This is a genomic window from Kribbella shirazensis (assembly GCF_011761605.1).
GTDB lineage: Bacteria > Actinomycetota > Actinomycetes > Propionibacteriales > Kribbellaceae > Kribbella > Kribbella shirazensis.
In genome coordinates this window covers 4,081,281-4,102,101 of record NZ_JAASRO010000001.1, presented here as the reverse complement: position 1 = coordinate 4,102,101, position 20,821 = coordinate 4,081,281, and the positions used below count along the sequence as shown (strand labels likewise).

Here is a 20,821-nt window from a genome sequence, read left to right as displayed (position 1 = left end):
ATGATGATGACGCCCACCGACCCGCTCAAACCATTTACCAGTTGGCCCAAACAACCATCCCTAGGCGGCGGGTGCGGCGAGGAGCTCGGGGGTCAGATCGCTCGCCGTGACGTCCGCGCCCTTGCGTGCGGCCGGAATCGCTGCGTTGCCGGTTGGTGCCATCCGCCCAAGCATCAGGCCGGTGGATGTGCTCCCGGCGTCGCTGCGATCTTGGCGGCCAGTTCATCGCTGAGCGGGTACGGCCGCTCGTCCGGGAGCTCCGCCTCGGCCGCACTCGTCGACGCCCGGGCCAGGTCGCGCACGCGGTGCATCTCCGCTGTGACGTCCTCCAGTCGCAGGATCCATTCGTTCACGTACCGCCGTACGGCCTCACCGGACAACCCGATCTGAATCGCCCGCACCCGAGGCCGCGGCGTCAGCGTCACCGTTTGCTCCGGATCCCACTGAATCCGCACCGACGCCCCGACCAGCGACTCCTTCCAAGCCGCCTCGGACTCGTGAAACCCAGCGTCGTAATGCGAAAGCGCCCCACGAGCCAACGCCCACTCGAACCCTTCACGCCGCAGATGAATCCGCAGCACCCGGGTCTGCCCCGGCTTGGTCCCCCACCCCGACCGATAGGCCATCCACAGAAACGACGGCTTGATCCACGTCATCCGCCCCATCCCGAACGGCTCGACAAATGTCCCCGCCCGCAACGCCGGCTCCGCAATCTCCGGCGAATACGCCTGATACACAGCAACCGAAGCATCGTCGTACGACGCCCGAACCTGCCGAAACACCCCAGCCTCCATGCCCGCGATCCTAAAGACGTTCCGGACCGCACTCAGCTGGACGTCGCGGTACGGCGGTCATCGCCGGGCTGCGGAGCTGACGCGGGGATGGCGTTGTCGATGAGGACGGCGGCGATGGTGGCGGCGGCGGGGAAGCAGTCGCTGTTGAGGACTCGGGTGCGCGCCGAGGCGCCGTCGATGAGCAGGGCCAGTTGTTCGCCGAGTTGCTCGGGGTCGGTGGCGCCGGCTTCGCGGGCGGTTTCGGTGAGCCGCGCGGCGATGGCGGTCTTGTAGTCGCGTGCGTACTGGGATGCGGGGTGTTGGGGGTCGTGGAGTTCGACGGCCGCCGCGATGTAGGGGCACAGCGGCGTGGACGCGGGCATCTCGAAGGCGGCGAGGAGTCGTTCACGGGGTGTGAGGTCAGTGCGGTCGAACACTCCGGGCATGACGTCGGGATCGAATCGGCGCAGGTATTCGGCGACGAGTTCGTCCTTGCCGGTGAAGTGCTGGTAGGCCGTGCGCTTGGACACCTGGGCCGCGGCGCAGAGTTGGTCCATGCCGGTGCGGTTGATGCCCTGATCGCGGAACAGTTGCTGGGACGCGCTGAGGATGCGCTCGCGTGCGCCCCTGCCGCGGCGCCGGCCACTCGGGCCCTTCTCCAACTCCGTCATGGCTCCAGTGTAGGCCGTTCGGTACCGATCGGTGTACTTAGCTGGCGCTCCGGCCGGTCATCGGATACGTTACATACACAGTCCGGTGTACATAAGAACCGAGCTGTTCCGGACATCCATCAAGTCAACGGAGTGATCGTGGGAAAGCTCGATGGCAAGGTCGCGGTGATCACCGGCGGATCCACCGGTATGGCGCTGGCCGGCGCCAAACTGTTCGTCGAAGAAGGAGCATACGTCTTCATCCAGGCCCGGCGGCAGGAAGCACTGGACGACGCCGTCAAGCTGATCGGCCGCAACGTCACCGCCGTCCAGGGTGACGCGGCCGAACTGGACGACCTGGACCGCTTGTACGACACCGTCAAGCGGGAGAAGGGCTCGATCGACGTGCTGTGGGCCAGCGCCGGGATGGGCGAACCCGCCGTCCTCGGCGAGATCACCGAGGAACAGTTCCACCGCGCCTTCTGGCTCAACGCGCGCGGCACCCTGTTCACCGTGCAGAAGGCACTGCCGCTGATCAACGACAACGGCTCGATCCTCATGACCGGATCCAACGCCTCCCTCGGCGCCTTCCCCGGCTGGAGCCTCTACGCGGGAAGCAAAGCCGTCCAGCAGGCGTGGGCCCGCGTCTGGCTCAACGAACTGCGCGACCGCAAGATCCGGGTCAACGTCCTCACCCCCGGCCAGGTTGCCACCGCCAAACAGGAAGAACTGTTCGACGAGGCAACGAAGGCCGCATTCGAGTCCCTCATCCCCCGCGGACAGATGGGCCGCCCCGAAGAGGTCGCCACCGTCGCCCTGTTCCTCGCCTCCGACGACTCCAGCTACGTCAACGGGCTGGAACTGGTCGCCGACGGCGGCACCACCGCCATCTGAGCCACACGAACGAGACAGAGCGACACCTCGAGAACAGGAAGAGAGCACCTCATGAGCAGCATCACCCTCATCGGTACGGGAAACATGGCCCGTGCCATCGGCACGCTCGCGGTCGTGGGCGGCAACACCGTCGAGGTCATGGGACGCGATCAGTCCAAGGCCGATGACCTGGCCGAGGCTCTGGGCGGCGGCGCGACGCCGGGCAAGTGGGGTGCCGTCCCGGCCGGGGACATCGTCATCACGGCCCTGTTGTACGACAGTGTCGTTCCGGTCGTCGCCGAGTACGGAGACGCCCTCGCGGGCAAGGTCATCGTCGACATCAGCAACCCCTTCAATGCCACGTTCGACGGACTGGCCCACAGCGAGGAGACCTCGATCGCGCAGGAAGTCGCCAAGGTGGCCCCGGCTGGCGCAAGCGTGGTGAAGGCGTTCAACACCATCTTCCGCAGTGTCCTGGAGGAGGGCCGGCCCAACGTCTTCATCGCCGGCGACAGTGCGCAGGCCAAGGCGGACGTCGCGGCATTCGTCGAGAGCCTCGGACTGCGCCCGCTGGACGTCGGCGGCCTGAGAATGGCGCACTGGCTGGAAGGAATGGGCCTGGTCACGATGGGGCTCGCCGCCAATGGCGTCGGCCACTGGAACTTCGCCCTCGGCGTCAACGAATTCCCCGGCTGAGCCCCGGACCGACCAGTCGACGAACACGGCGCCCTGACAACGGGATCACCGACTGATTCTGCTCAGCTTCTCGAACAATACGGACCGTCTATCAGCCCCGTGCCCACCCGAGCAACTCAGCACTCTTCGACCTGGATCCCGCCGACGGCGATGAGCGGCCACCGCAGCGCACCAGTCGGTTGAACAAGATCCTCCCCATCCGGCCGTCCTGAGGCTCCTGCTGCGACCCAGCGGGCGATCAGTCTCAGTCGTCGCGTGAGCGATCTTCCAAGTCCGGCTCGTCCTCGCGTCGCCGGTACACCCATTCCTCTCCTGCCAACAGCTCACGGGACTGGTCAGGCGGTACGGCGACAGCGTCGAACCGGACGTCAACCGCAGGTACGAAGTCAGCGATGACGTATGCCTCAGCCTCCGAGACCAGGAGGTGCTCTTCCTGGCCTAACGCCTCATAGAGGAACCTTGCCTCGATCAGCGGAGATGTGGGCCGAACCGTGACACCTCTGAGATTGGGCGTGACCAAGTCCCACAGGGCGCGCTGAAAGGACAGCAGTACTTCGATCCGGAACTCAGCTGCATCCATCCTCACCTCGGTCTCCCCGGAACGCCGCAATCCGCGTCAGTCGTCTGCTTCGAGCCGGGCCGCGGCTATTCACCTGATCGATTCTCCATCAGAAAGCTACGGATGCGATCGTGGAGCATCCTGGATTCCTCCGGACGCATCCCGAGCCGAGTGTCGAACTCCCACTCATCGACGACTTCCAGCGCCTCCTGCACCGAGTTTGCCAGGAAGGCGAGTTCACCTCGGGACAGCACAAGGACCGACTCATCCTCAGCAACGGCGGCGCGCTCTGCGTCGACCTCATTCGAGCAAAGGATTCTCATGCGAACACCTCATACACCTCGAGAAAACAAGCGCGACCCGCACGAACGGAACAATGCGCCACACTGACGAAGGGCGGACTCGGCGTCCGGCGAGTCGAGCAGGCCCTGTCACATGAATGCGGACCACGCGCTCGTCAGTCGCCAGTCATAGCCGAGCCCTGGCCTCGGCGAGAAGCCACTCGATCGCTTCCACTGGCACATTCTTGTCAAAGACATTGACAACCCGATTGCCCGTGTCGGCGTCCTCGAACACCTCGGCCGCGCAACCGCCGTCGACCCGCGTGGGTTCGAGCCCGATACCGTCGCGTTCACCGACAGAGCTCGCGAGGATGAGGGAGTATCCGGCACTCATTGTGGCTCCAAGAATCCTATGACCGTTCCATCAATCACGCCTGCAGCGACACTGACGACTTCCACATGGTCGCGGCATTCTGCAGGACATGGTCATGCGCTATCCGTCACGGGATGAGCCCTGAGAACGCCACCAGTCCAGATCCGCCTCGGCATCACCCAGCCGGTCCAGGTACTCGAGGGCGTGGTCAACGAACTCGGGTGGCAGCCGAACATGGTGCTCGGTCACATAGTGCACGAGTCCGTCCGGCCAATACCAAACGCCGTCGCTCCGCTCGAGTGCGCCATTCTGACAATCGCAGAGGCGACAGGTCGACAGGCCCCCGAAGGCTCGATAAATAAAGCCGCATCGCAGATAGTCAGCAATCATGTCCCGTTCCTCGGGATCCCACGAGCGATCAACGTAGTCCCTCGGGTCGGGCCAGTCGGGTGCCGTCGGACTACGCCAATAGCCAATCAGCCTCAGCGTCGAACGACCGGTTCGAACCACCGCCAAACACCTCCGTCGTAAATCTTCAAGGTCTTGCCGGATCCACTGGATGCGATCTCTGTCGTCGGCGCCAAGACCGTCACCCCGAGTTCATTGGCGAGGTCTTGTGCAAAGGTACCGCTGGGGCATCCCGTCGAGCATGAGAGGAGCCTGACATTCCGCCCGGCCAGACCCGGGCTGATCTTGCGTGCGATCTCCGCTGCGGATTGACCCGCAAGTTCGTTAGGTCCGCCGTGTCCGATCAGGTCGTAGAAACCGTCCAACGGATTCCTCTTCGAGTACGCGATCATGTTGATGATCGCTGGGTCCCGCCCGCCGAACGATGCGTACGCCATCGTCGGGAGCCGTCGCGCGCTGCCGACGGCGGGGAAGCGGCTGGCGACGAGGCCTACGGTTATGTCGGCTGCTAGTTGGGAGCAGTTGCCTTTGAGGACGCACGCTTGGGAGTCGAGGATGCCTGCTGTGCCGGCTGAGAGGACTCCGGTGGCTGAGGAGACCTGGAGGAAGATGGGGACGGCGGGGGCGCAGGGGCGGGCCAGGGTGCAGATTACGGCGCCTGCCAGGGCTGCGGTGGAGACGTAGCCGGAGATGTGGGAGACGTCGGTGAGGGTGCCCTCGATGCCGTCCGGCTCGGGTCTGGCCGTACGGCTCGTAGTCGTGTTGGGCGGGCTTGGCTGGGGTTGTCGTGAGTACGGAGCCGTTCGCGCTTGTGGTGAGCGGAGTCCGCGCGGTGGGGGTCTGTTGCGCGAGGAGGCCGGCGCCGTAGAGGTAACGGGTGGGGCTCGCGTCGGTCGCTGTGTTGAGGATCTGGGGCGAGAGTGGGTCCCAGAGGTAGCGGGTTACTCCGCCGCCTGTGGTGGACGTCGCTCGGCGGCCGTCGCCGGAGTGGGCGTACGTGGTGGTTGTGCCGGCTGCGGTTGACGTGACGGGTTTGCCGGCGGCGGACCAGGTGTAGGTCGTGGTGCCGTCAGAGGTGAGGTTGCCGTCAGGGTCGTAGGTGTAGGCGTGGGTGGTCGGCGGGTCGAGCGGGTAGCTGGCTGGAGCGGTGATGGAGGCCTGGAGTTCGTTGCCGGGGCCGTAGAGGGACCAGGTGGCGCTGGTGGGGCGCTTCTCCCACGTGCGGTTGCCGTTGGCGTCGTAGGCGTAGCGGATGTAGTCGCGGGCGTCATCGGTGCATTGGTCGGTGCCGTAGCAGGCCGCGGTCAGGCGGTTCAGCGGGTCGTAGGTGTACGACGAGGTGCCGGCGGTTGAGTCGTTCGAGCGGGTGATGTTGTCGGCGGCGTCGTACGTCGAGGTGATTGTGCGGAGCGGGCGGCCGTTCTGGGTGATGGACAGGGAGGTGGTGCGGCCGCGAAGGTCTTGGCGCTCGGTCTTGGTCAGCCCGGCCGGCTGGGTTGTCGTGATCGTGCCGTGGGCCAGGTCGTAGCGGTAGGACGCCAAGGGCTTGCCGTCAGCCGCGGCGGAGGTGAGGCGGTTGACGGCGTCCCACGTGTACGACTCCGTGTGGCCGGCGGCTGTCCGGCCGGCGAGGTTGCCGACCGGGTCCCAGCGATAGGTGACCGTGCCACCTGGACCCGTAGCTGAGGTCAGCTGGTCGAAGGAGTCGTAGCCGAAGCGGGTGACGCCCAACCCGTCGCCCATCGCCGTACGGCGGCCCGCAGCGTCCCAGGTGGAGCTGACCGCGGGCGTCTTGTCGGAGTACGTGATCCGTAGCGGCGCGCCGCGGGCATCCAACTCGAACGACGCGGTCTTGCCTGACGGCAGCGTCGTGCGGATCAGGCGGCCGGACTTGTCGTACGAGAACTGCCAGGTGCGACCGCCGTACGTCGTGGAGTTCGTCCGGCCGGCGCCGTCGTACGTGAAGGTCTGCGCACGTCCGCTCGCGTCGACGGCCTTCGCCACCCGGCCTGAGGCGTCGTACGTCGTGGTGGCCTCGGGCAACGACGGTCTCGTGACGCCGACCACGGCGCCGTTCTCGTCGTACCGCAGCCGAGTGACACCGCCGCGCGAGTCGACCAGCGTCGAGACGCGGCCCTGTGCGTCGTACGTCTGGCTGCTGGAGGCGCCGAGCGCACCGCGCTGTTCGAGCGGCTGGTCGTCGTCGTTGTACTTGACCGTGCTGACCGCGCCACGCGGTGACGTCACCTTGACCGGTCGTCCCCACCCGTCGTACTCGATCCGCGTCACCTGCCGCAGCGGATCGGTGACGCGCACCAGATCGCCGTCCACGGAGTACGCGAACTGCGTCACCCGCCCGAGCGGATCGCGCGACGCCGTGACCAGCCCACGCAAGTCGTAGCTGACGGAGGATGCGCGACCGAGGTACGCCGTACCGGTCAGGTTGCCGCGGGCGTCATACGAGTACGTCGTGCGCCGCCCGAGCGGATCCACTGTCGCGACGACATCGTTCCGCGCGTTGTACGTCCGACGAGTCACGGCACCCACGGCGTCGGTCGACGCGACGGCCCGTCCGAACGCGTCGTACTCGTGCCGGGCGCCATGGCCCAGCGTGTCGAAGACCCGGATGAGGTTGCCGTCGGCATCGTAATGGAACGTCGCCGTGGCACCGGTCGGATCGGTCTGACGGATCAGCCAGTTCCGCTCGTACTCGTTGATCCACTTCCCGCCCGTCGGGTCGGTCATCGTGGACGTGCCGCGAATGCCCTCGGTCTCCCACGACCAGGTCGACCGACCGCCCTTGCCGTCGGTCTGAGCGACGACCCGCCCACCGTCGTCGTACTCCGTCACGTACGCGGGCACCTTCGCGTCCCCTACGGTCTCCGACCTGAGCCGCCCGTCGGCGTACTCGTACCGCGTCCGGATCCCACCCGGCGAGGTCACGCCCGTCAGCCGTCCGTCCGTGTACTCGTACCGAACGGTCCGCGGCGCGACGCCAGGCCCCGAGAGCCGAGCCGACACGAGCCGGCCTTCACCGTCGTAGTCGTACGACAGCGACCGCCGCCCGTTGGTGACCGTGCGAACGCGTCCCGCGACACGTTCGATCGTCACCCCTTGACCGTTGCGGTCCCGGATCGCCTGCAACTCGCCGGCCGCCGAGAACAGCATCCGCACCTGGTCGAAGCTCGTCAGTACATAGGTCGTCCCCGCCCGCGCCAGCGTGAACCGAGCGGCCCCCGGCTCCACGGCGAACCCGGCGCCCTTCCGCGCGAACCCGATCTCCCGCCCGTCGGACGCCAGGTACCGCGCGCCGGTCGGCGTCAGCTCGAGGCGGTCCGAGTACGTCGAACGCCAGCCGACGCCGAGCGGGCCGGTGGACTCGTCGTTCGAGTTGTAGGTCCGCGTCACCGTGAGCGGTACGCCGACCGCCGTCACCGCGGCGTCCGTCGCGACGGCGGTCAGCGCGCCGGTCAGTGAGTTGACCGGGTCGGACTGCATCGCGAACGGCCCGAAGAACGCCCGTGCCTGCTTGTCCGGCAGTGCGAACCCGGGCGCGCCGGCGTAGATCATGACCGAGGCTCCCGCCGAACCCTTGCCGTTCGTCAGGGTGACGCTCAGCAGATTCGGTGAGCCGACGAACTCGCAGTCGAGCGGCACCGAGACCGACCAGCTCAGTGACTGGGTCCGTGCCGGCTTCGGCTTGGGCGCGTTCTCACAGGGCCAGTGACCGACCTGCCACGTGCGCGTGTCGGTGAGGCGCAGGTTGCACAGGTCGATCGTCGGATTGAAGGTCCGGGCCTGGAAAGTGAGCGTGACGCCGGTGCCGGCGTGCGCCATGCCGCCGTCGTTGGCGATCTCCGAGCCGGTGCTCAGCACCTCACCGTTCGCAGAGACGGCGACGTCCGGATGCAGACACGAATATGCGTCCGGTGGCGCTGCGTCCGCGGCCGGGGTCAAGGGCACGAGCAGGAGGACAGCCAGGACGAGCGCGAGGAGCCGATTCCGCATGGTTGCCTCCGCTCAGTCGTGGGATTGTGACTGAGAGTTTACGGAGTTCGGCGCGCTCGCGGACCGAATGATTACAGGTTGTGGATAACGGGCAGTGACCCTGGCGTGCAGGTCGCCCGGAAGTCGCTACGATCTGCGGAAACAGTGTGAGGAACGTTCGAATGATGGTCCGCCCGCTGGCGGGTATGCCACCACGAGTGTGAGGGTGTGGCTCATGAACATCGGTACCCGGAAGATCGTCGTCGACGAGGCGATCGCGCAGTTACGGCTGTACGCCGAGTCGAACGGCGCCGTGCTGCAGTACTACGACGGGCTGCCGGGTATGACTACCGTCGGCGGCTCCGACCCGAACCAGATCACTCTCGAGGACCTCGCCCGGACGATGGTGATCGGTTCCGACCTGCGCGCCAACGACATTCCGTGGCTGCTCGAGGTCGATGCCGAGAAGGATCTCGCCGCGATTCCGGTGGACGCGCGCCTCGAGGACGCCGAGCCGGGCAGTGCGCTGTTCGAGGCGGCGATCGCGCTGGACGAGAAGTTCACCGGCCACCGCGGGTTCGGGCACGCGAAGAAGTCCAAGCTGCTGCACCTGAAGCGGCCCTACCTCTACCCCGTGACCGACAGCTTCATCCGGATGACGTACGGCAGCGCGTCGGCCGGCGCCGAGTTCCTCAAGGCCGTCCGCGACGACCTGGTGAACCCGGCGAACGTCCGCGACTTCAAGCTGCTGCAGGTCCGTCTGATCGCGGAGCCGGCCACGTCCGCCGCCCGCCTGCTCGGCGAGGTGCCGACGCTCCGGCTCCTCGACATCCTCGCCTCCCTGCTGGGCGAGGCCAAGTAGGAACTACAGCACGCCGAGCCGCGCCAGCGGCTCGACAAGCTCACGTTCCTCGTACGACAGGTGCGACAGCAACGTGTCGTCCAGCAGGTCGACAGCTGCCCGCAACCCGTCAATGCTTCCTGATCCGTCAACCAGTGCGACGAGCGCCTTGTCGACACCTTCGAGCACGTCGTGAATGATCTTGTGCTCTTCCTGCAGCCGGTCCACGACCGGTGCCAGCGCGGGATCCGCCCGGCGCAGGTGCGGGAAGAGCGACGCGTCCTCCAGTGAGTGATGCGTCGTGACGAGCCGGCAGTACGACTCGCAGTACGTCCCCAGCGTCCAGTTGTTCTGCCGCATCGTCATCGTGTTGATGTGCGACCGCGCCGCACCAACTCCCAGCGACCCGGCCGCGACCTGCTCCACCAGGTCACGGACCTGCTCGAGCTCTGCCCGCAGGTGATCGTGTACGTCGATCAGATGCTGACCGGACTGCAGCTGGTACTGCGTGTACGTCCGACTCGGATCCGGTACCGGGCCGGTCGGCCGCTCCGACTCGTCCAGCAGCTGTACTGCGCTACGTCGTACAGCAGGAGGTGGTGTCGGTACGACGCCGAAGCTGCTCGCAGCGACAGGACGGGCAGCAACAGCACCACCCGACCGAGCGACTGACACTGCCTCGCGGACCCCTGCTGCCACCTCAGCGAACCGCCTGATGTCGTCAGGGTTGTCAGAGGCAAGGATGTAGGTACTCATCCCCTCCCCCAGCGTCAGCTCGGTCAGCTGGTCGATCCACAGCTCCTCAGGTCCCTGCAGGAACCCACCACTGCCACTGAACCGACCAGCGATGTTGTAGAGCCGCCGTACCGCAGCAGGATCCCGTCCGGCCTCCACAGCCGCCTCGTCGATCACCTTGTTCATAGCGGCCAGCTGATCCGGCCCGGCGTACCCGCTGCTCGGCAACCACCCGTCCGCAAGGCGCCCGGTCAGCGCCAGCATCCGCGGCTTGTACGCACCCAGCCAGATCGACACGTCGTGCGCCGGCGCCGGACCGCGCTTCGCTCCGCTCACCGTGTAGTGCTTGCCCGCCAGCCGGATGCCGCCGCCCTCAGGTGTCCAGACCTCGCGCATGATCGCGATGGCCTCCTCCAGCGCGGTGATGCTCTGCCCGGTCGTCAGCCGGGGCCCCGCATTGGCTGCGACCGCGTCCAGGAACCCGCCGGCTCCCAGGCCGAGCTCGACCCGCCCGCCGGTGACGAGGTCGAGCGTTGCGACACTGCGTGCGAGCACGACGGGGTGCCGCAGTGGGAGGTTGGCGACGTTCGTGGTGACCTTCACGCGCTGGGTCTGGGCGGCGACCACGGACAGCAGTGTCCACGCATCCATCAGCCGCGGCTGGTACGGATGATCCTGGAAGCTCACCAGGTCGAGACCGACCTGCTCGGTCAGCTGGGCCAGCGCGATCACGCGGTCCGGCGCGTCGACCGCCGGGGTCAGGAACGTGCCGAAGACCAACTCGTGGCCGTAGTCCATGGTTCACCTTCACCTGTCGAAAGGGGCTCGTCGGCCAAATTACTTGGCGCAACAGATAATCTCAACCACAGACTATCTGGTCTGGACGACCAGGGAGAACGCCTCGACCGGACTCAGCTCGGCGCCCTGCGCGTACGCCGCCTGATAAGCCTCGGACCCCAGCGCGGACTCGGCCGCGGCGACGGCCCGGCCGAGATCCTCGACCTCCGTGGCAGCCACCAGGTAGTTCTCGGTGGCTCGGGTGGCGGCGCAGCTCCCGAGAAGTATTGCCGCGAGGGTCTTGTCCGGATGACACGCGGCGATCCCCTCCAGCGCCCAGCACATCCCGCGCAGTGACTCGAACTCCTCGGACACCCGGAACGACTCCGTGTGCAGCTCCAGCGCGTCCTCCTGACGGCCCTGGAGCTCCCTGACGAATCCGAGCTCGACCAGCACGATCGACAGGTAGAGAACCGCCTCCTTCTGCTGGCGGGCGGTGTCGATCAATGCCTGCAATCGCTGCGACGCCTCGTCCAGAGCACCGGTACGACGAGCCGCGAAGCCGAGCACGAGCTCCGCCAAGGCTTGTATCGAGCGCTGACCCTGCTCGGTGGCCAGCCGCACCGCGCGCTCACCGTAGGTCCGCGCGGCGTCGTAGCGGCCCTGCCGGATCGACGTCCAGCCGAGCATGCCCAGCGCGCTCGCGACCTCTGGCCACAGGCCGATCTCCTCGGCCGCCTCCACGCCTTCGAGGTGCAGACGCTCCGCCTCCTCGAAGTCACCGACGAGCTCCGCGTGTGCCCCGAACCAACCCGTCGCCTGCAGGACGCCCCACCGGTCCCCCAGCGCCCGGAAGATCCCGATGCTCCGGCACGCGTCGTCGTACAGAGCCGGCAGGTCCGCCCGAACATGCGCGTGCTTCGCCCGTGCGGCCAGCACTGCCGCGACGCCCCACTGGTCCCCCTCGGCCTCGAACCGCTTCAGCGCACGGTCCAGCAGTGACAGGCACGCTGAGAGGTCACCTACATCGCTGGCTGCGTTGGCGATCCACCACTGCCCCATCGCATCCGCGCCATCGACCCAGCGGTCTCGCTCCGCTGCAGCTTCAGGGTGCCCGAGCAGGTACAGGTATCCGGCACGCCACGTCCCCGCCCGCGCAGAACCTGGAACAGCCTCCAGCGACCGCAGCGCCTCGACGTAGCGTCCTCGCAGGAACCAGTACCACGCCAGCGCGTCCACGAGCCGTTCAGCGAGGTCCAACTGCCCAGTGGCAACAGCACGATCCAGTGCGGTTCGGAAGTTGGCGGAGTCCTCGTCGAGCAGCTGCAACCAGCGACTCTGCTCGGCACCGAACAGTCCGGGCCGAGCCTCCTCGGCCAGCGACACGTAGTACGACAGGTGCCGCTGACGTGACGACTCCAGTTCACCAGCAGCTCTCAGCTTGTCGACGCAGTACGCCGCCACCGACTCGAGCACCCGGAAGCGGGTCCCTTCCACCGGTACGACGAGCGACCGGTCGACCAGGCGCACCAGCACATCCAGTACGTCGTCCGTACCGCAGACAGCTGCCGCCGCTTCCGCCGTACAGCCATCGGCATGTACTGCGAGACGGCGCAGCACGGACTGCTCCTCGTCAGTGAGCAGCTCCCAGCTCCAGTCGATCATCGCGTGCAACGTCTGCTGGCGTGGTGCTGCACCGCGATGACCTGTTGCCAGCAACCGGAAGCGGTCATCCAGCCGCGCTACGAGCCCACGTACTCCCAGAGCTCGCACTCTCGTCGCCGCGAGCTCCAACGCGAGCGGAATCCCGTCCAGCCGCCGGCACAACACAGCCACGTCATCCACGGTCTCCTCTGTCAGGGCGAACCCCCGCGAGGCCGCAGCTGCACGGTTGACGAACAGCTGCGCCGCACTGCACTCAGCGACCTCCTCCACATCAGCCGACAGAGGCGGTACGGACAACGGCGGCACGCTCCACACGACTTCACCGGCCAGGCCCAGCGGCTCACGGCTCGTCGCGACTACCCGTAGACCCGGAGCAGCCGCCAGCAAGCGGTCCGTCAGGGCTGCGACCTCCTCGACGATCTGCTCGCAGTTGTCGAGCACGAGCAACCGGGAACCCATCACCGCGGCCAGCCGGTCGGTGACAGGCGAGTCTTCGGTGTCACGGAGGTCCAGCGCGGTCTGCACAGCGTCAGTGAGCGCATCAGCGACCGACAGCGCATCAGGTGTGATCGCCGCGAGCTCCACCAGGACAACCCCGTCGGCGAAGCGGTCCGCGACAGACGCAGCCGCAGCAAGAGCCAGACGGGTCTTGCCGACACCGCCTGGCCCGGTCAGCGTCACCAGGCGAGCCGTGCCCAGAGCTGCACCAATGTCAGCAAGAGCATCGGACCGCCCGATCAGCTCGGTCACCTGCGCAGGCAGATTGCTCCGCGCGTGCGGTAGCTCCTGCGCGAGGATCGACTGCTGCAGGGCGACCAGCTCCGGACTGGGATCCAGGCCGAGCTCCTCCAACAGCAGCTCCCGCAGCTGCTCGAAGCTCTCCAACGCCTCGGACTGCCGCCCGGCCCGGTACAGGGCCCGCATATGTGCGGCTCGCAAGCCCTCACGCAGGGGGTGCTCCTTGACCAGAGCCGCCAGGTCGACCACCGGTAGGTCCGCTCGCTCGAGAGCGGTGAGCCGCAGGTCGGTGAGGCGTGCGACCGCGGTCTCGACAAACGCGTCGTCCGCGAAATCGGCGTACGCCGGACCTCGCCACAACGCCAGCGCCTCGTCGGCCGCCCCAGCGGCCAGCAACTCGTCGAAGCGGAGCGCGTCGTAGTTGGAGCTGTCCACGGCGATCGAGTAGCCGGCCGGGCCGGACCGCACCAAGGACCGGCTCCCGGGCTCGGCGTCCTCGAACGCACGCCGCAGCTGCGACACCTTGGCGGACAGCGTCCCGGACGGGTTTCCGGGCAGCTCCGAGCCCCACAGGTCGTCGATGAGCCGGTCCGCCGGGACAGGCCGGCCCTCGTGAACCAGGAGGTCGGCAAGCAGCGCTCGCACCTTCAGCCCCTGGACGACCACAGGTGTCCCCGCGTCCGTCCATGCCGTCACCGGCCCCAACACCCCGAAGCGCATGACCGCACCCTATTCCGGGCCAGCCAGAAAGGACCGGAAAGAAACCGTAAACGCCCTTTGACAGAGTCTGGACCAGACGGAAGGAGGACAGCAGATGCGACTGACAGTGATCATCGGCAGCACCCGGCGTGGCCGGTTCGGACCGACTGTGGCCAACTGGCTCGCACAGCAGGCAGCCAAGCAGTTCGAGGTCGACCTGGTCGACCTGGCAGCGGCTAATCTTCCGGCGACACTGCCTGACACCGACGACGAGACACCGCAGGAGGTCGCCGAGCTCAGCACGAGGCTGGCAGCCGCGGATGCGTTCGCCCTAGTCACACCAGAGATCAACTGCAGCTTCCCGGCCTCGCTGAAGACAGCACTGGACTGGTACTACGAGGAGTGGCACGCCAAGCCGGTCGCGATCGTCAGCTACGGCAGGGAGGGCGGCGGCAGTCTCGCCACCGCACAGCTGCGACAGGTCTTCACCGAGCTTCAGGCCGTCACCATTCGCAACACCGTCACAATGCCCTGCTACTGGGAGCAGTTCACCGCCGACGGCGGATGGCCCAAGCCGTCCGCCGGCTACGAGGCAGCAGCAAAGCTCATGCTCGACCAGCTCGTCTGGTGGGCCGCAGCACTCCAGGACGCCCGCAAGCGGCGCCCGTACCAAGCCTGATCAATCAAGCCTGATCAACCAAACCTGAGTACCAACCCCGAGAGGAAAAGAACCATGAGGAAGCTGATCGAATCCACCTTCGTCACCCTGAACGGCGTCATCGAGGACCCGCAGGTCTGGAGCCCGCCGTACTGGGACGACGAGCACGCCGGCTACTCGCAGAGCCTGATGGAGGGCGTCGACGCACAGGTACTCGGCCGGGTCACGTACGAGAGCTTCGCCGAGGCGTGGTCGGAGCGCAGCGGGGACCCGTTCACCGACAACTTCAACGCGATGCCGAAGTACGTCGCCTCCCGCACCGTCACCGAGTGGAAGTGGAACGCCCAGCCGCTCGAGGGCGACGTCGCCGACGCGGTCCGCAAGCTGAAGGAGTCCGACGGCGGCGACCTGATCAAGTTCGGCACCGGGTCGTTCTCGAAGACGCTGCTGGAGAACAAGCTCGTCGACGAGTACCACTTCTGGGTCTTCCCGGTGGTCGCCGACGGCGTGAACATGTTCCACGGCACCGGCATCGACGCGACCCACCTCGAGCTGCTCGGTACGACGACCTTCAAGTCCGGCATCGTCGTTCACAAGCTCGCACCGAAGGCCTGATCCGACGGCGGCCGGTACGTCGACGACGTACCGGCCACGAGAGGACACTCCGATGACGGAACTGAACGCAGAACACGCCCGGCGAGCAATCGTCGAACACACGCGGCGGCTGGCGGAATCAGCCGCCGCGGCCGGACCTGGCGCCGCCGTGCCGACAGCCCCGGACTGGACCGTCAGCGAGCTGGTCGAGCACGTGGGCCAGACCCACCACTGGGTCGCGGAGATCATCGAGCGGCGCATCACCGACCCCACGCAACTGCCGACCGAGTATGCCGCCCTGCCCGCCGACCCCCGCGAGTGGCAGACGTGGCTGTCGGAGGCCGCGCAGCGCGTCGCCGACGCCTGCTCCGACGATGCGCTCGACGCGCCGGTGTTCAACGCCGCGGGCGACGAGCGGTCCGGGACGCGGTTCTGGCTGACCAGCGTCCTCAACGAGTCGGTCGTCCACGGTTTCGACGCGGCCGCCGCGGCAGGCCGACCGGCCGACGTCGACCCCGACATCGCCGCCGCGCTGATCAGCAACCACCTCGCGATGCTCACCTCCCCCACCTGGGAGATGCGGCGGCCCGAGTCCGCCCACGCCATCCGGGGCGCCGGTCAGACCCTGCAGTGGCTGGCCACCGACACCGCGGCCGGCGCTGGCGCTTGGTTCGTCGAACGCCGACCTGACCGGGCAGCCTGGCGCGCCGACACCCAGCAGGCCGACGTGACGGTCACGGGCCCGGCAGGATCGCTGCTGGGAGCCTTGACCCGACGCTTCCCTCTCACCGAAGCCCCTGGCATCCACGTCGAAGGCGACACCGACCTCGCCCACCACTGGCTCGACAACACCGCCCACGTAGCCGACTGACAAGCACACCTCTGCGCATCCTTGAGAACCCACCAACCATTCTCGAGGCCCGATTTTGGCCGGTGGGTTCTCAAAGACAGGGCCCAGCCGTCAGGGCACGATGTTCTGGTTCAGGTGGAACAGGTTGCCCGGGTCGTACTTGCGTTTGACCTCCGCCAGCCGGTCGTAGTTCTGGCGGTAGTTCTCCCGGATCCGGCCCTGGTCGTCGTCGGCCATGAAGTTGATGTAGCCGCCGGACTCGGAGTGCGGTGCGACGTCGTCGTAGTACGAACGCACCCACTCGATGTTCGCCTCGTTCTGCGCCGGGTCCGGCCACATGCCGGCGATCACGGTGGCGAAGTTCGCGTCCCGGTAGGCGAACGCCGTCCCGTCCGGGGTCACCCGGTGACAGGCGCCGTTGATCGGGTAGATGTGCACGGTCGAGTTCACCGACGGCAGGCCGCCCGCGTGCCGCAGGTGTGCCTGGATCGCCTCGTCGGTCAGCTCGGTGACGAAGTTCGCCTTCCAGTAGTGCTGCAGCCCGGGCGGAACCAGTCCGTCGAACGCGCTGTTCAGCGACGGGTACGGCATCGCCCCGACGTGCTCGGCCATCACCGGCGCGAACTCGCGGAACTTCGAGATCTGGGTCTCGCCCTCGTCGAGGTCGCCGGCCCAGCACCCGACGATCGCGACGAACGGCTCCCCGTGCCGCTCCTCCGGGATGAACGGCAGCGGCGGCGCGATCTGGAACGCCGGGAACCCGCCGAGCTGCTCCGGCGCGTCCTTGATCAGCTCCCGGAACCCCGACAGTACGGCGGCCGCGTCGGACAGCTCGAAGAACATCGGGCCGCCGTAGATCGTTGCCACCGGCGCCAGCCGGAACTCCAGCGCCGTCACGACACCGAAGTTGCCGCCGCCACCGCGCAACGCCCAGAACAGGTCCTCGTTCTCCTTCTCACTCGCGATCAGGAACTTCCCGTCCGCGGTCACCACGTCCGCCGAGACCAGGTTGTCGCACGACAGCCCGAGTCCGCGGGCGAGATACCCGATCCCGCCGCCGAGCGTCAGCCCGCCGACGCCTGTCGTCGAGATGATGCCGCCGGTCGTGGCCAGCCCGAACGCGTGTGTCGCCGCGTTGAAGTCGCCCCACGTCGCGCCGCCGCCGGCCCGCGCCGTCCGGTTCACCGGATCGACGCGGACGTTGCGCATCCCGCTCAGGTCGATGACGACGCCGCCGTCGACCGTGCCGAATCCGGGCACGCTGTGCCCGCCGCCGCGGACCGCGAGGTCGAGCTCGTTCGTCCGCGCGAACTCGACGGCCGCCATCACGTCGCCGGCGTTCTCACACCGGACGATCACCTGCGGCCGCTTGTCGTGCATCGCGTTGTTGACCCGGCGCGCCTCGTCGTACTCCTCGTCACCTACCGTGATGACCCGCCCTCGCGTGCGTTCCCGCAGGCTCTCGATCATGTGCTCGCTCCCCTGTTGCAGCCCGTCGCAGAACGGTGCGCGCGTACGGCGCACCGCGCAGACCGGTGATCACCGTCGAGCGCAGCGCGAGACTTCACCCCAGAAAGCGTCTGAACCCCCGACGGGCGCCGGCCCTCCCCCAGACCCACCCGTATTCCCCTCGACACTCCCAAGCCGCGGGACTTTCGTCAATGCCCGATCTCTTACGAACTGGTCGGACCAGTGCCCGCGGCGGTCCGACCAGTGCCCGCGGCGGCCAGGGCGTCGGCCACGGCGGCGACCGCGGGAGTCCTGGTACGGCGGGTGAGCAGGAAGACCTCCCGCCCGACGTCGCCCTCGGCCGGCAGGCGCACGGCGACTCCTGGCGCTCCCGAACCGATGACCAGATCCGGGAGCAGCGCGCCCGCACCCGTCGTACGGACGAGCTCGAGCAGGATGAGGAAGTCGTCCGAGCTGTAGCGGATGTCGGGCTCGAAGCCGCCGAGTTCACGGCAGACGCGGACGTGCATCTCGCGGTGACCGGTGCCCGGCTGGCAAGCGGCCCAGGGCAGCTCAGCGAGCTGCGCGAGCGGGACGCGGTCGGCGGCGGCCGCGGGGTGGTCGTCGGGCAGTACGACGCGGATGTGCTCGCGAAGCAGATGTTCGCGGTGCAGGTCGGTGTGTACGGCGCGCGGCTGGCCGTCGTACTCGTCGCCGACCATCACGTCCAACTGCTGCAAGCGCAGCGCCGGCGCGGCCTGCTCGACCTCGAGCTCGGCCGCCTCGACGCGGATGTCGGGATGCGTCGCCGCGAGACTACGGATCGCAGGCGCCACGACCCGGATGAACGCCGACTGGAACGACGCGATGCGGACGACTCCCGCGACCCGGCCCGCCGCGACCGCGGCGAGCTCCGCCTCGGCCGCCTCCACTCCCTCGAGCAACGTGGTCGCATGCCGTACCAGGACCTCACCGGCCGCGGTCAGCCGCACGTTGCGCCCGACCCGTTCGAGCAACGGCGTACCGGCTTCGCGCTCGAGAACGGCCAACTGCTGGGAGATCGCGCTGGGCGAATAGCCGAGCGCGCGGGCCGCACCGTGCACGGTGCCCCGACCATGGACTTCACGCAGCAACCGCAGTCGATGCAGCTCCATCATTCGTTCAGCTTAGCTTCACAATGCTGTGCGTGAAGCCGCGATGGACGTGAACGGTCTACTGGCCGGACCATCGATGGCGTGGGACGCCTCTTCTGCCTTCTGTCCGCCGCGACCTTCGGGGTCATGGCTGTGTTCGGCAAGCTCGCGTACGACGCGGGCGTGTCGGTGGACGCGCTGCTGCTGGTCCGGTTCGGCCTGGCCGGAGTACTGCTGCTGGGCATCGCGCTCGCGCGTGGTGCGCTGCGCAATCTGCCGCGCCGCGCCGTGATCACAGGACTCGCCATGGGTGCCTTCGGGTACGCCGCGCAGTCCACCTTCTACTTCTCCGCGCTGGCCCGGATCGACGCGTCGCTGGTCGCGCTGATCCTCTATCTGTACCCGGTCCTCGTGATGGTCGGGGCGATCGCACTGCGCCGGGAGCGCGCGTCGCGACGGCGGGTGTGGGCGCTGGTGGTGGCGCTCGCGGGCATCGGGCTGGTGCTCAGCGGGGCGATCTCCAGGCAGTTCGACGTACTCGGCGTCGTGTTGGCGTTGGGCGCACCAATCGTCTACACGTGCTACATCCTGGTCGGCGATTCGTTGACCGCCGACGTGCCGCCGCTCGCGTTGACGGCCCTGGTGTGCACGGGGGCGTTCGGCACCTTCGGGATCCTCAGTATGTTCCGCGGCACCGACCTGACGTTCGCGCCGATCGGCTGGCTGTGGCTGGCCGCCGTCGCGCTCGTCAGCACCGTGGCGGCGATCCTGTTCTTCTTCGCGGGCATGGCGCGCGTCGGGCCGTCAGTGGCCTCGATCCTGTCGATCTTCGAGCCGGTGGTGACGGTCGGCGCGGCAGCGCTGGTGTTCGGCGAGCAACTGGGGGCCACCCAATGGCTGGGCGGCGCGCTCGTGCTGTCCGCCGTACTCATCGTGCAGTGGCCTGCCCGCCAATCGTTGCCGGAACTTTCGCGGACTTCAGGGGCGGCCACGGCAGACTTGACGGTATGAGCCGGCGGATGGCGTGGGCAGGAGCGGTCGCATGCGTGACGATGGCCGCGACCGGTTGTACGAACGACGACGCGGCACCCCCTGCGCCGTCACCGAACGCGACCCCCACCACGCCGTCCGCCGCTCCCTCCAGCACGCCTGCACCGCAGACGACTGCTCCGCCAGCCGCCCCGTCGACAACCCCGGCGGCGGCGCATCCGGTCTCGTTGCAGGCCCTGATGAAGCAGAAGTACAACGGCGGCAACCTCCGCTTGGCCCGGGTGCTCGCCCGCAACCCGGCGTACACCCGCTACCACGTCACCTACCGCAGCGGATCGCTGACCATCTCCGGCATCCTGAACGTCCCGTCCACCCCGGGCCCTCACCCGGCGCTCGTCCTGAACCACGGCTACATCGACCCCGCCGTCTACACCAACGGCCGCGGGCTGATGCGCGAACAGGACTACCTGGCGCGCCGCGGGTACGTCGTCCTGCACACGGACTACCGCAATCACGCCCAGTCCTCCGACGACCCGCGGAACGAACTCGATCTGCGCCTCGGCTACACCGAGGACGTCATCAACGCGGTGCTCGCGCTGCGGACGTCGCAGTACGTCGACCCGGACCGCATCGGCCTGCTGGGACGGTCGATGGGCGGCGGGATCACGTACAACGTCCTCGTCGCGCAACCCGGACTGGTCAAGGCCGGGGTCGTGTTCGCGCCGGTCAGCTCGAACGCGGTCGACAACTTCAACCGCTGGACCCGGCCGGACGGGCCGGTCGCAACGCAGATCCTGCGCGCATACGGCGAACCGGCCCGCAACCCGGCGTTCTGGCGCAACCTGTCAGCCGTGAACTTCTTCGGCCGGATCACCGAACCGCTGCTGATCCACCACGGCGAGGCCGACTCGACCTGCCCGATCGCGTGGTCGCGGACGACCCTCACCGCGCTGAAGAGCGCGGGGAAGGACGCCACGATGTACACCTACCCGGGCGAGGAACACGCGTTCGGCCCGGCCTGGCCGACCTCGATGGCACGAACGGTCAGCTTCCTCAAGCAGCAAGGCGTCTGAAGGCGCCCGGGCAGGTGCC

General features: G+C 67.8%; 18 protein-coding genes. 8 read left to right on the top strand and 10 right to left on the bottom strand.

The window, feature by feature from the left end; all coding sequences use genetic code 11:
• Window positions 1-173: 173 nt before the first annotated feature.
• Window positions 174-794 (bottom strand): DUF4291 domain-containing protein, encoded by a 621-nt coding sequence (locus BJY22_RS20030; RefSeq protein ID WP_167208952.1) that lies wholly within the window; start codon window positions 792-794, stop codon window positions 174-176.
• A gap of 32 nt (window positions 795-826) precedes the next feature.
• Window positions 827-1,444 carry a TetR/AcrR family transcriptional regulator gene (locus BJY22_RS20025; protein WP_167208950.1) on the bottom strand — a complete coding sequence of 206 codons (618 nt, stop codon included), beginning with the start codon at window positions 1,442-1,444 and terminating at the stop codon, window positions 827-829.
• Between the two features lie 138 nt (window positions 1,445-1,582).
• Here BJY22_RS20025 and BJY22_RS20020 point away from each other — a divergent pair, with 138 nt between their 5' ends.
• Both BJY22_RS20020 and BJY22_RS20015 read left to right on the top strand, forming a co-directional pair.
• Entirely contained in the window at window positions 1,583-2,317 is a 735-nt protein-coding gene (locus BJY22_RS20020) for an SDR family oxidoreductase (RefSeq protein ID WP_167208948.1), read from the top strand.
• 51 nt (window positions 2,318-2,368) lie between these two features.
• A complete protein-coding gene (locus BJY22_RS20015; RefSeq protein WP_167208946.1) occupies window positions 2,369-2,992 on the top strand; it encodes an NADPH-dependent F420 reductase in 624 nt (207 codons plus the stop codon).
• Window positions 2,993-3,236: 244 nt separating this feature from the next.
• On the opposite strand, the gene BJY22_RS20010 is transcribed toward BJY22_RS20015, so the two are convergent.
• The 4 genes from BJY22_RS20010 to BJY22_RS19995 form a co-directional block, all read right to left on the bottom strand.
• On the bottom strand, window positions 3,237-3,572 hold the full coding sequence (locus BJY22_RS20010) for a MafI2 family immunity protein (protein WP_238350405.1): 336 nt from the start codon (window positions 3,570-3,572) through the stop codon (window positions 3,237-3,239).
• Between the two features lie 65 nt (window positions 3,573-3,637).
• Window positions 3,638-3,874 carry a hypothetical protein gene (locus BJY22_RS20005; RefSeq protein WP_167208942.1) on the bottom strand — a complete coding sequence of 79 codons (237 nt, stop codon included), beginning with the start codon at window positions 3,872-3,874 and terminating at the stop codon, window positions 3,638-3,640.
• A 145-nt stretch (window positions 3,875-4,019) separates the two neighbouring features.
• The gene (locus BJY22_RS20000; protein WP_167208940.1) at window positions 4,020-4,226 is read right to left on the bottom strand and encodes a hypothetical protein; all 207 of its coding nucleotides are present in this window, start codon (window positions 4,224-4,226) and stop codon (window positions 4,020-4,022) included.
• 711 nt (window positions 4,227-4,937) lie between these two features.
• Window positions 4,938-8,621, bottom strand: a complete 3,684-nt coding sequence (locus tag BJY22_RS19995; RefSeq protein ID WP_167208938.1) for a DUF6531 domain-containing protein — start codon at window positions 8,619-8,621, stop codon at window positions 4,938-4,940.
• 214 nt (window positions 8,622-8,835) lie between these two features.
• Between BJY22_RS19995 and BJY22_RS19990 the strand changes: the two genes are divergently transcribed.
• Window positions 8,836-9,462 (top strand): DUF6308 family protein, encoded by a 627-nt coding sequence (locus BJY22_RS19990; RefSeq protein WP_167208936.1) that lies wholly within the window; start codon window positions 8,836-8,838, stop codon window positions 9,460-9,462.
• Window positions 9,463-9,465: 3 nt separating this feature from the next.
• Here the strand turns inward: BJY22_RS19990 and BJY22_RS19985 are convergent, their stop codons facing one another.
• Window positions 9,466-10,974 (bottom strand): LLM class flavin-dependent oxidoreductase, encoded by a 1,509-nt coding sequence (locus tag BJY22_RS19985; protein WP_167208934.1) that lies wholly within the window; start codon window positions 10,972-10,974, stop codon window positions 9,466-9,468.
• Window positions 10,975-11,046: 72 nt separating this feature from the next.
• On the bottom strand, window positions 11,047-14,076 hold the full coding sequence (locus BJY22_RS19980; protein WP_167208932.1) for an AfsR/SARP family transcriptional regulator: 3,030 nt from the start codon (window positions 14,074-14,076) through the stop codon (window positions 11,047-11,049).
• A 94-nt stretch (window positions 14,077-14,170) separates the two neighbouring features.
• Here BJY22_RS19980 and BJY22_RS19975 point away from each other — a divergent pair, with 94 nt between their 5' ends.
• The 3 genes from BJY22_RS19975 to BJY22_RS19965 are packed head-to-tail and all read left to right on the top strand — an operon-like array spanning window position 14,171 to window position 16,178.
• Window positions 14,171-14,734, top strand: a complete 564-nt coding sequence (locus BJY22_RS19975; RefSeq protein ID WP_167208929.1) for an NADPH-dependent FMN reductase — start codon at window positions 14,171-14,173, stop codon at window positions 14,732-14,734.
• 54 nt (window positions 14,735-14,788) lie between these two features.
• On the top strand, window positions 14,789-15,328 hold the full coding sequence (locus BJY22_RS19970; RefSeq protein ID WP_167208927.1) for a dihydrofolate reductase family protein: 540 nt from the start codon (window positions 14,789-14,791) through the stop codon (window positions 15,326-15,328).
• A gap of 52 nt (window positions 15,329-15,380) precedes the next feature.
• On the top strand, window positions 15,381-16,178 hold the full coding sequence (locus BJY22_RS19965; protein WP_167208925.1) for a maleylpyruvate isomerase family mycothiol-dependent enzyme: 798 nt from the start codon (window positions 15,381-15,383) through the stop codon (window positions 16,176-16,178).
• Between the two features lie 90 nt (window positions 16,179-16,268).
• Here BJY22_RS19965 and BJY22_RS19960 read toward each other — a convergent pair whose 3' ends face one another.
• Window positions 16,269-17,627, bottom strand: coding sequence for an FAD-binding oxidoreductase (locus BJY22_RS19960; protein WP_167208923.1), 1,359 nt, complete (start codon window positions 17,625-17,627; stop codon window positions 16,269-16,271).
• A gap of 203 nt (window positions 17,628-17,830) precedes the next feature.
• Window positions 17,831-18,763, bottom strand: coding sequence for a LysR family transcriptional regulator (locus BJY22_RS19955; protein WP_167208921.1), 933 nt, complete (start codon window positions 18,761-18,763; stop codon window positions 17,831-17,833).
• Window positions 18,764-18,841: 78 nt separating this feature from the next.
• Between BJY22_RS19955 and BJY22_RS42975 the strand changes: the two genes are divergently transcribed.
• Entirely contained in the window at window positions 18,842-19,750 is a 909-nt protein-coding gene (locus tag BJY22_RS42975; RefSeq protein WP_167208919.1) for an EamA family transporter, read from the top strand.
• Window positions 19,747-20,802 (top strand): alpha/beta hydrolase family protein, encoded by a 1,056-nt coding sequence (locus BJY22_RS19945; protein ID WP_238350404.1) that lies wholly within the window; start codon window positions 19,747-19,749, stop codon window positions 20,800-20,802. Before BJY22_RS42975 ends, BJY22_RS19945 begins: the two co-directional genes overlap by 4 nt.
• The last annotated feature ends 19 nt before the right edge of the window (window positions 20,803-20,821 follow it).

What these genes read in the sequence shown, in the direction of transcription:
- BJY22_RS20030 (WP_167208952.1), bottom strand. Translation starts at nt 794, where the DNA reads ATGGAGGCTGGGGTGTTTCGGCAGGTTCGGGCGTCGTACGACGATGCT.
- BJY22_RS20025 (WP_167208950.1), bottom strand. Translation starts at nt 1,444, where the DNA reads ATGACGGAGTTGGAGAAGGGCCCGAGTGGCCGGCGCCGCGGCAGGGGC.
- BJY22_RS20015 (WP_167208946.1), top strand. Translation starts at nt 2,369, where the DNA reads ATGAGCAGCATCACCCTCATCGGTACGGGAAACATGGCCCGTGCCATC.
- BJY22_RS20010 (WP_238350405.1), bottom strand. Translation starts at nt 3,572, where the DNA reads ATGGATGCAGCTGAGTTCCGGATCGAAGTACTGCTGTCCTTTCAGCGC.
- BJY22_RS20005 (WP_167208942.1), bottom strand. Translation starts at nt 3,874, where the DNA reads ATGAGAATCCTTTGCTCGAATGAGGTCGACGCAGAGCGCGCCGCCGTT.
- BJY22_RS20000 (WP_167208940.1), bottom strand. Translation starts at nt 4,226, where the DNA reads ATGAGTGCCGGATACTCCCTCATCCTCGCGAGCTCTGTCGGTGAACGC.
- BJY22_RS19995 (WP_167208938.1), bottom strand. Translation starts at nt 8,621, where the DNA reads ATGCGGAATCGGCTCCTCGCGCTCGTCCTGGCTGTCCTCCTGCTCGTG.
- BJY22_RS19990 (WP_167208936.1), top strand. Translation starts at nt 8,836, where the DNA reads ATGAACATCGGTACCCGGAAGATCGTCGTCGACGAGGCGATCGCGCAG.
- BJY22_RS19985 (WP_167208934.1), bottom strand. Translation starts at nt 10,974, where the DNA reads ATGGACTACGGCCACGAGTTGGTCTTCGGCACGTTCCTGACCCCGGCG.
- BJY22_RS19980 (WP_167208932.1), bottom strand. Translation starts at nt 14,076, where the DNA reads ATGCGCTTCGGGGTGTTGGGGCCGGTGACGGCATGGACGGACGCGGGG.
- BJY22_RS19975 (WP_167208929.1), top strand. Translation starts at nt 14,171, where the DNA reads ATGCGACTGACAGTGATCATCGGCAGCACCCGGCGTGGCCGGTTCGGA.
- BJY22_RS19970 (WP_167208927.1), top strand. Translation starts at nt 14,789, where the DNA reads ATGAGGAAGCTGATCGAATCCACCTTCGTCACCCTGAACGGCGTCATC.
- BJY22_RS19965 (WP_167208925.1), top strand. Translation starts at nt 15,381, where the DNA reads ATGACGGAACTGAACGCAGAACACGCCCGGCGAGCAATCGTCGAACAC.
- BJY22_RS19960 (WP_167208923.1), bottom strand. Translation starts at nt 17,627, where the DNA reads ATGATCGAGAGCCTGCGGGAACGCACGCGAGGGCGGGTCATCACGGTA.
- BJY22_RS19955 (WP_167208921.1), bottom strand. Translation starts at nt 18,763, where the DNA reads ATGATGGAGCTGCATCGACTGCGGTTGCTGCGTGAAGTCCATGGTCGG.
- BJY22_RS19945 (WP_238350404.1), top strand. Translation starts at nt 19,747, where the DNA reads ATGAGCCGGCGGATGGCGTGGGCAGGAGCGGTCGCATGCGTGACGATG.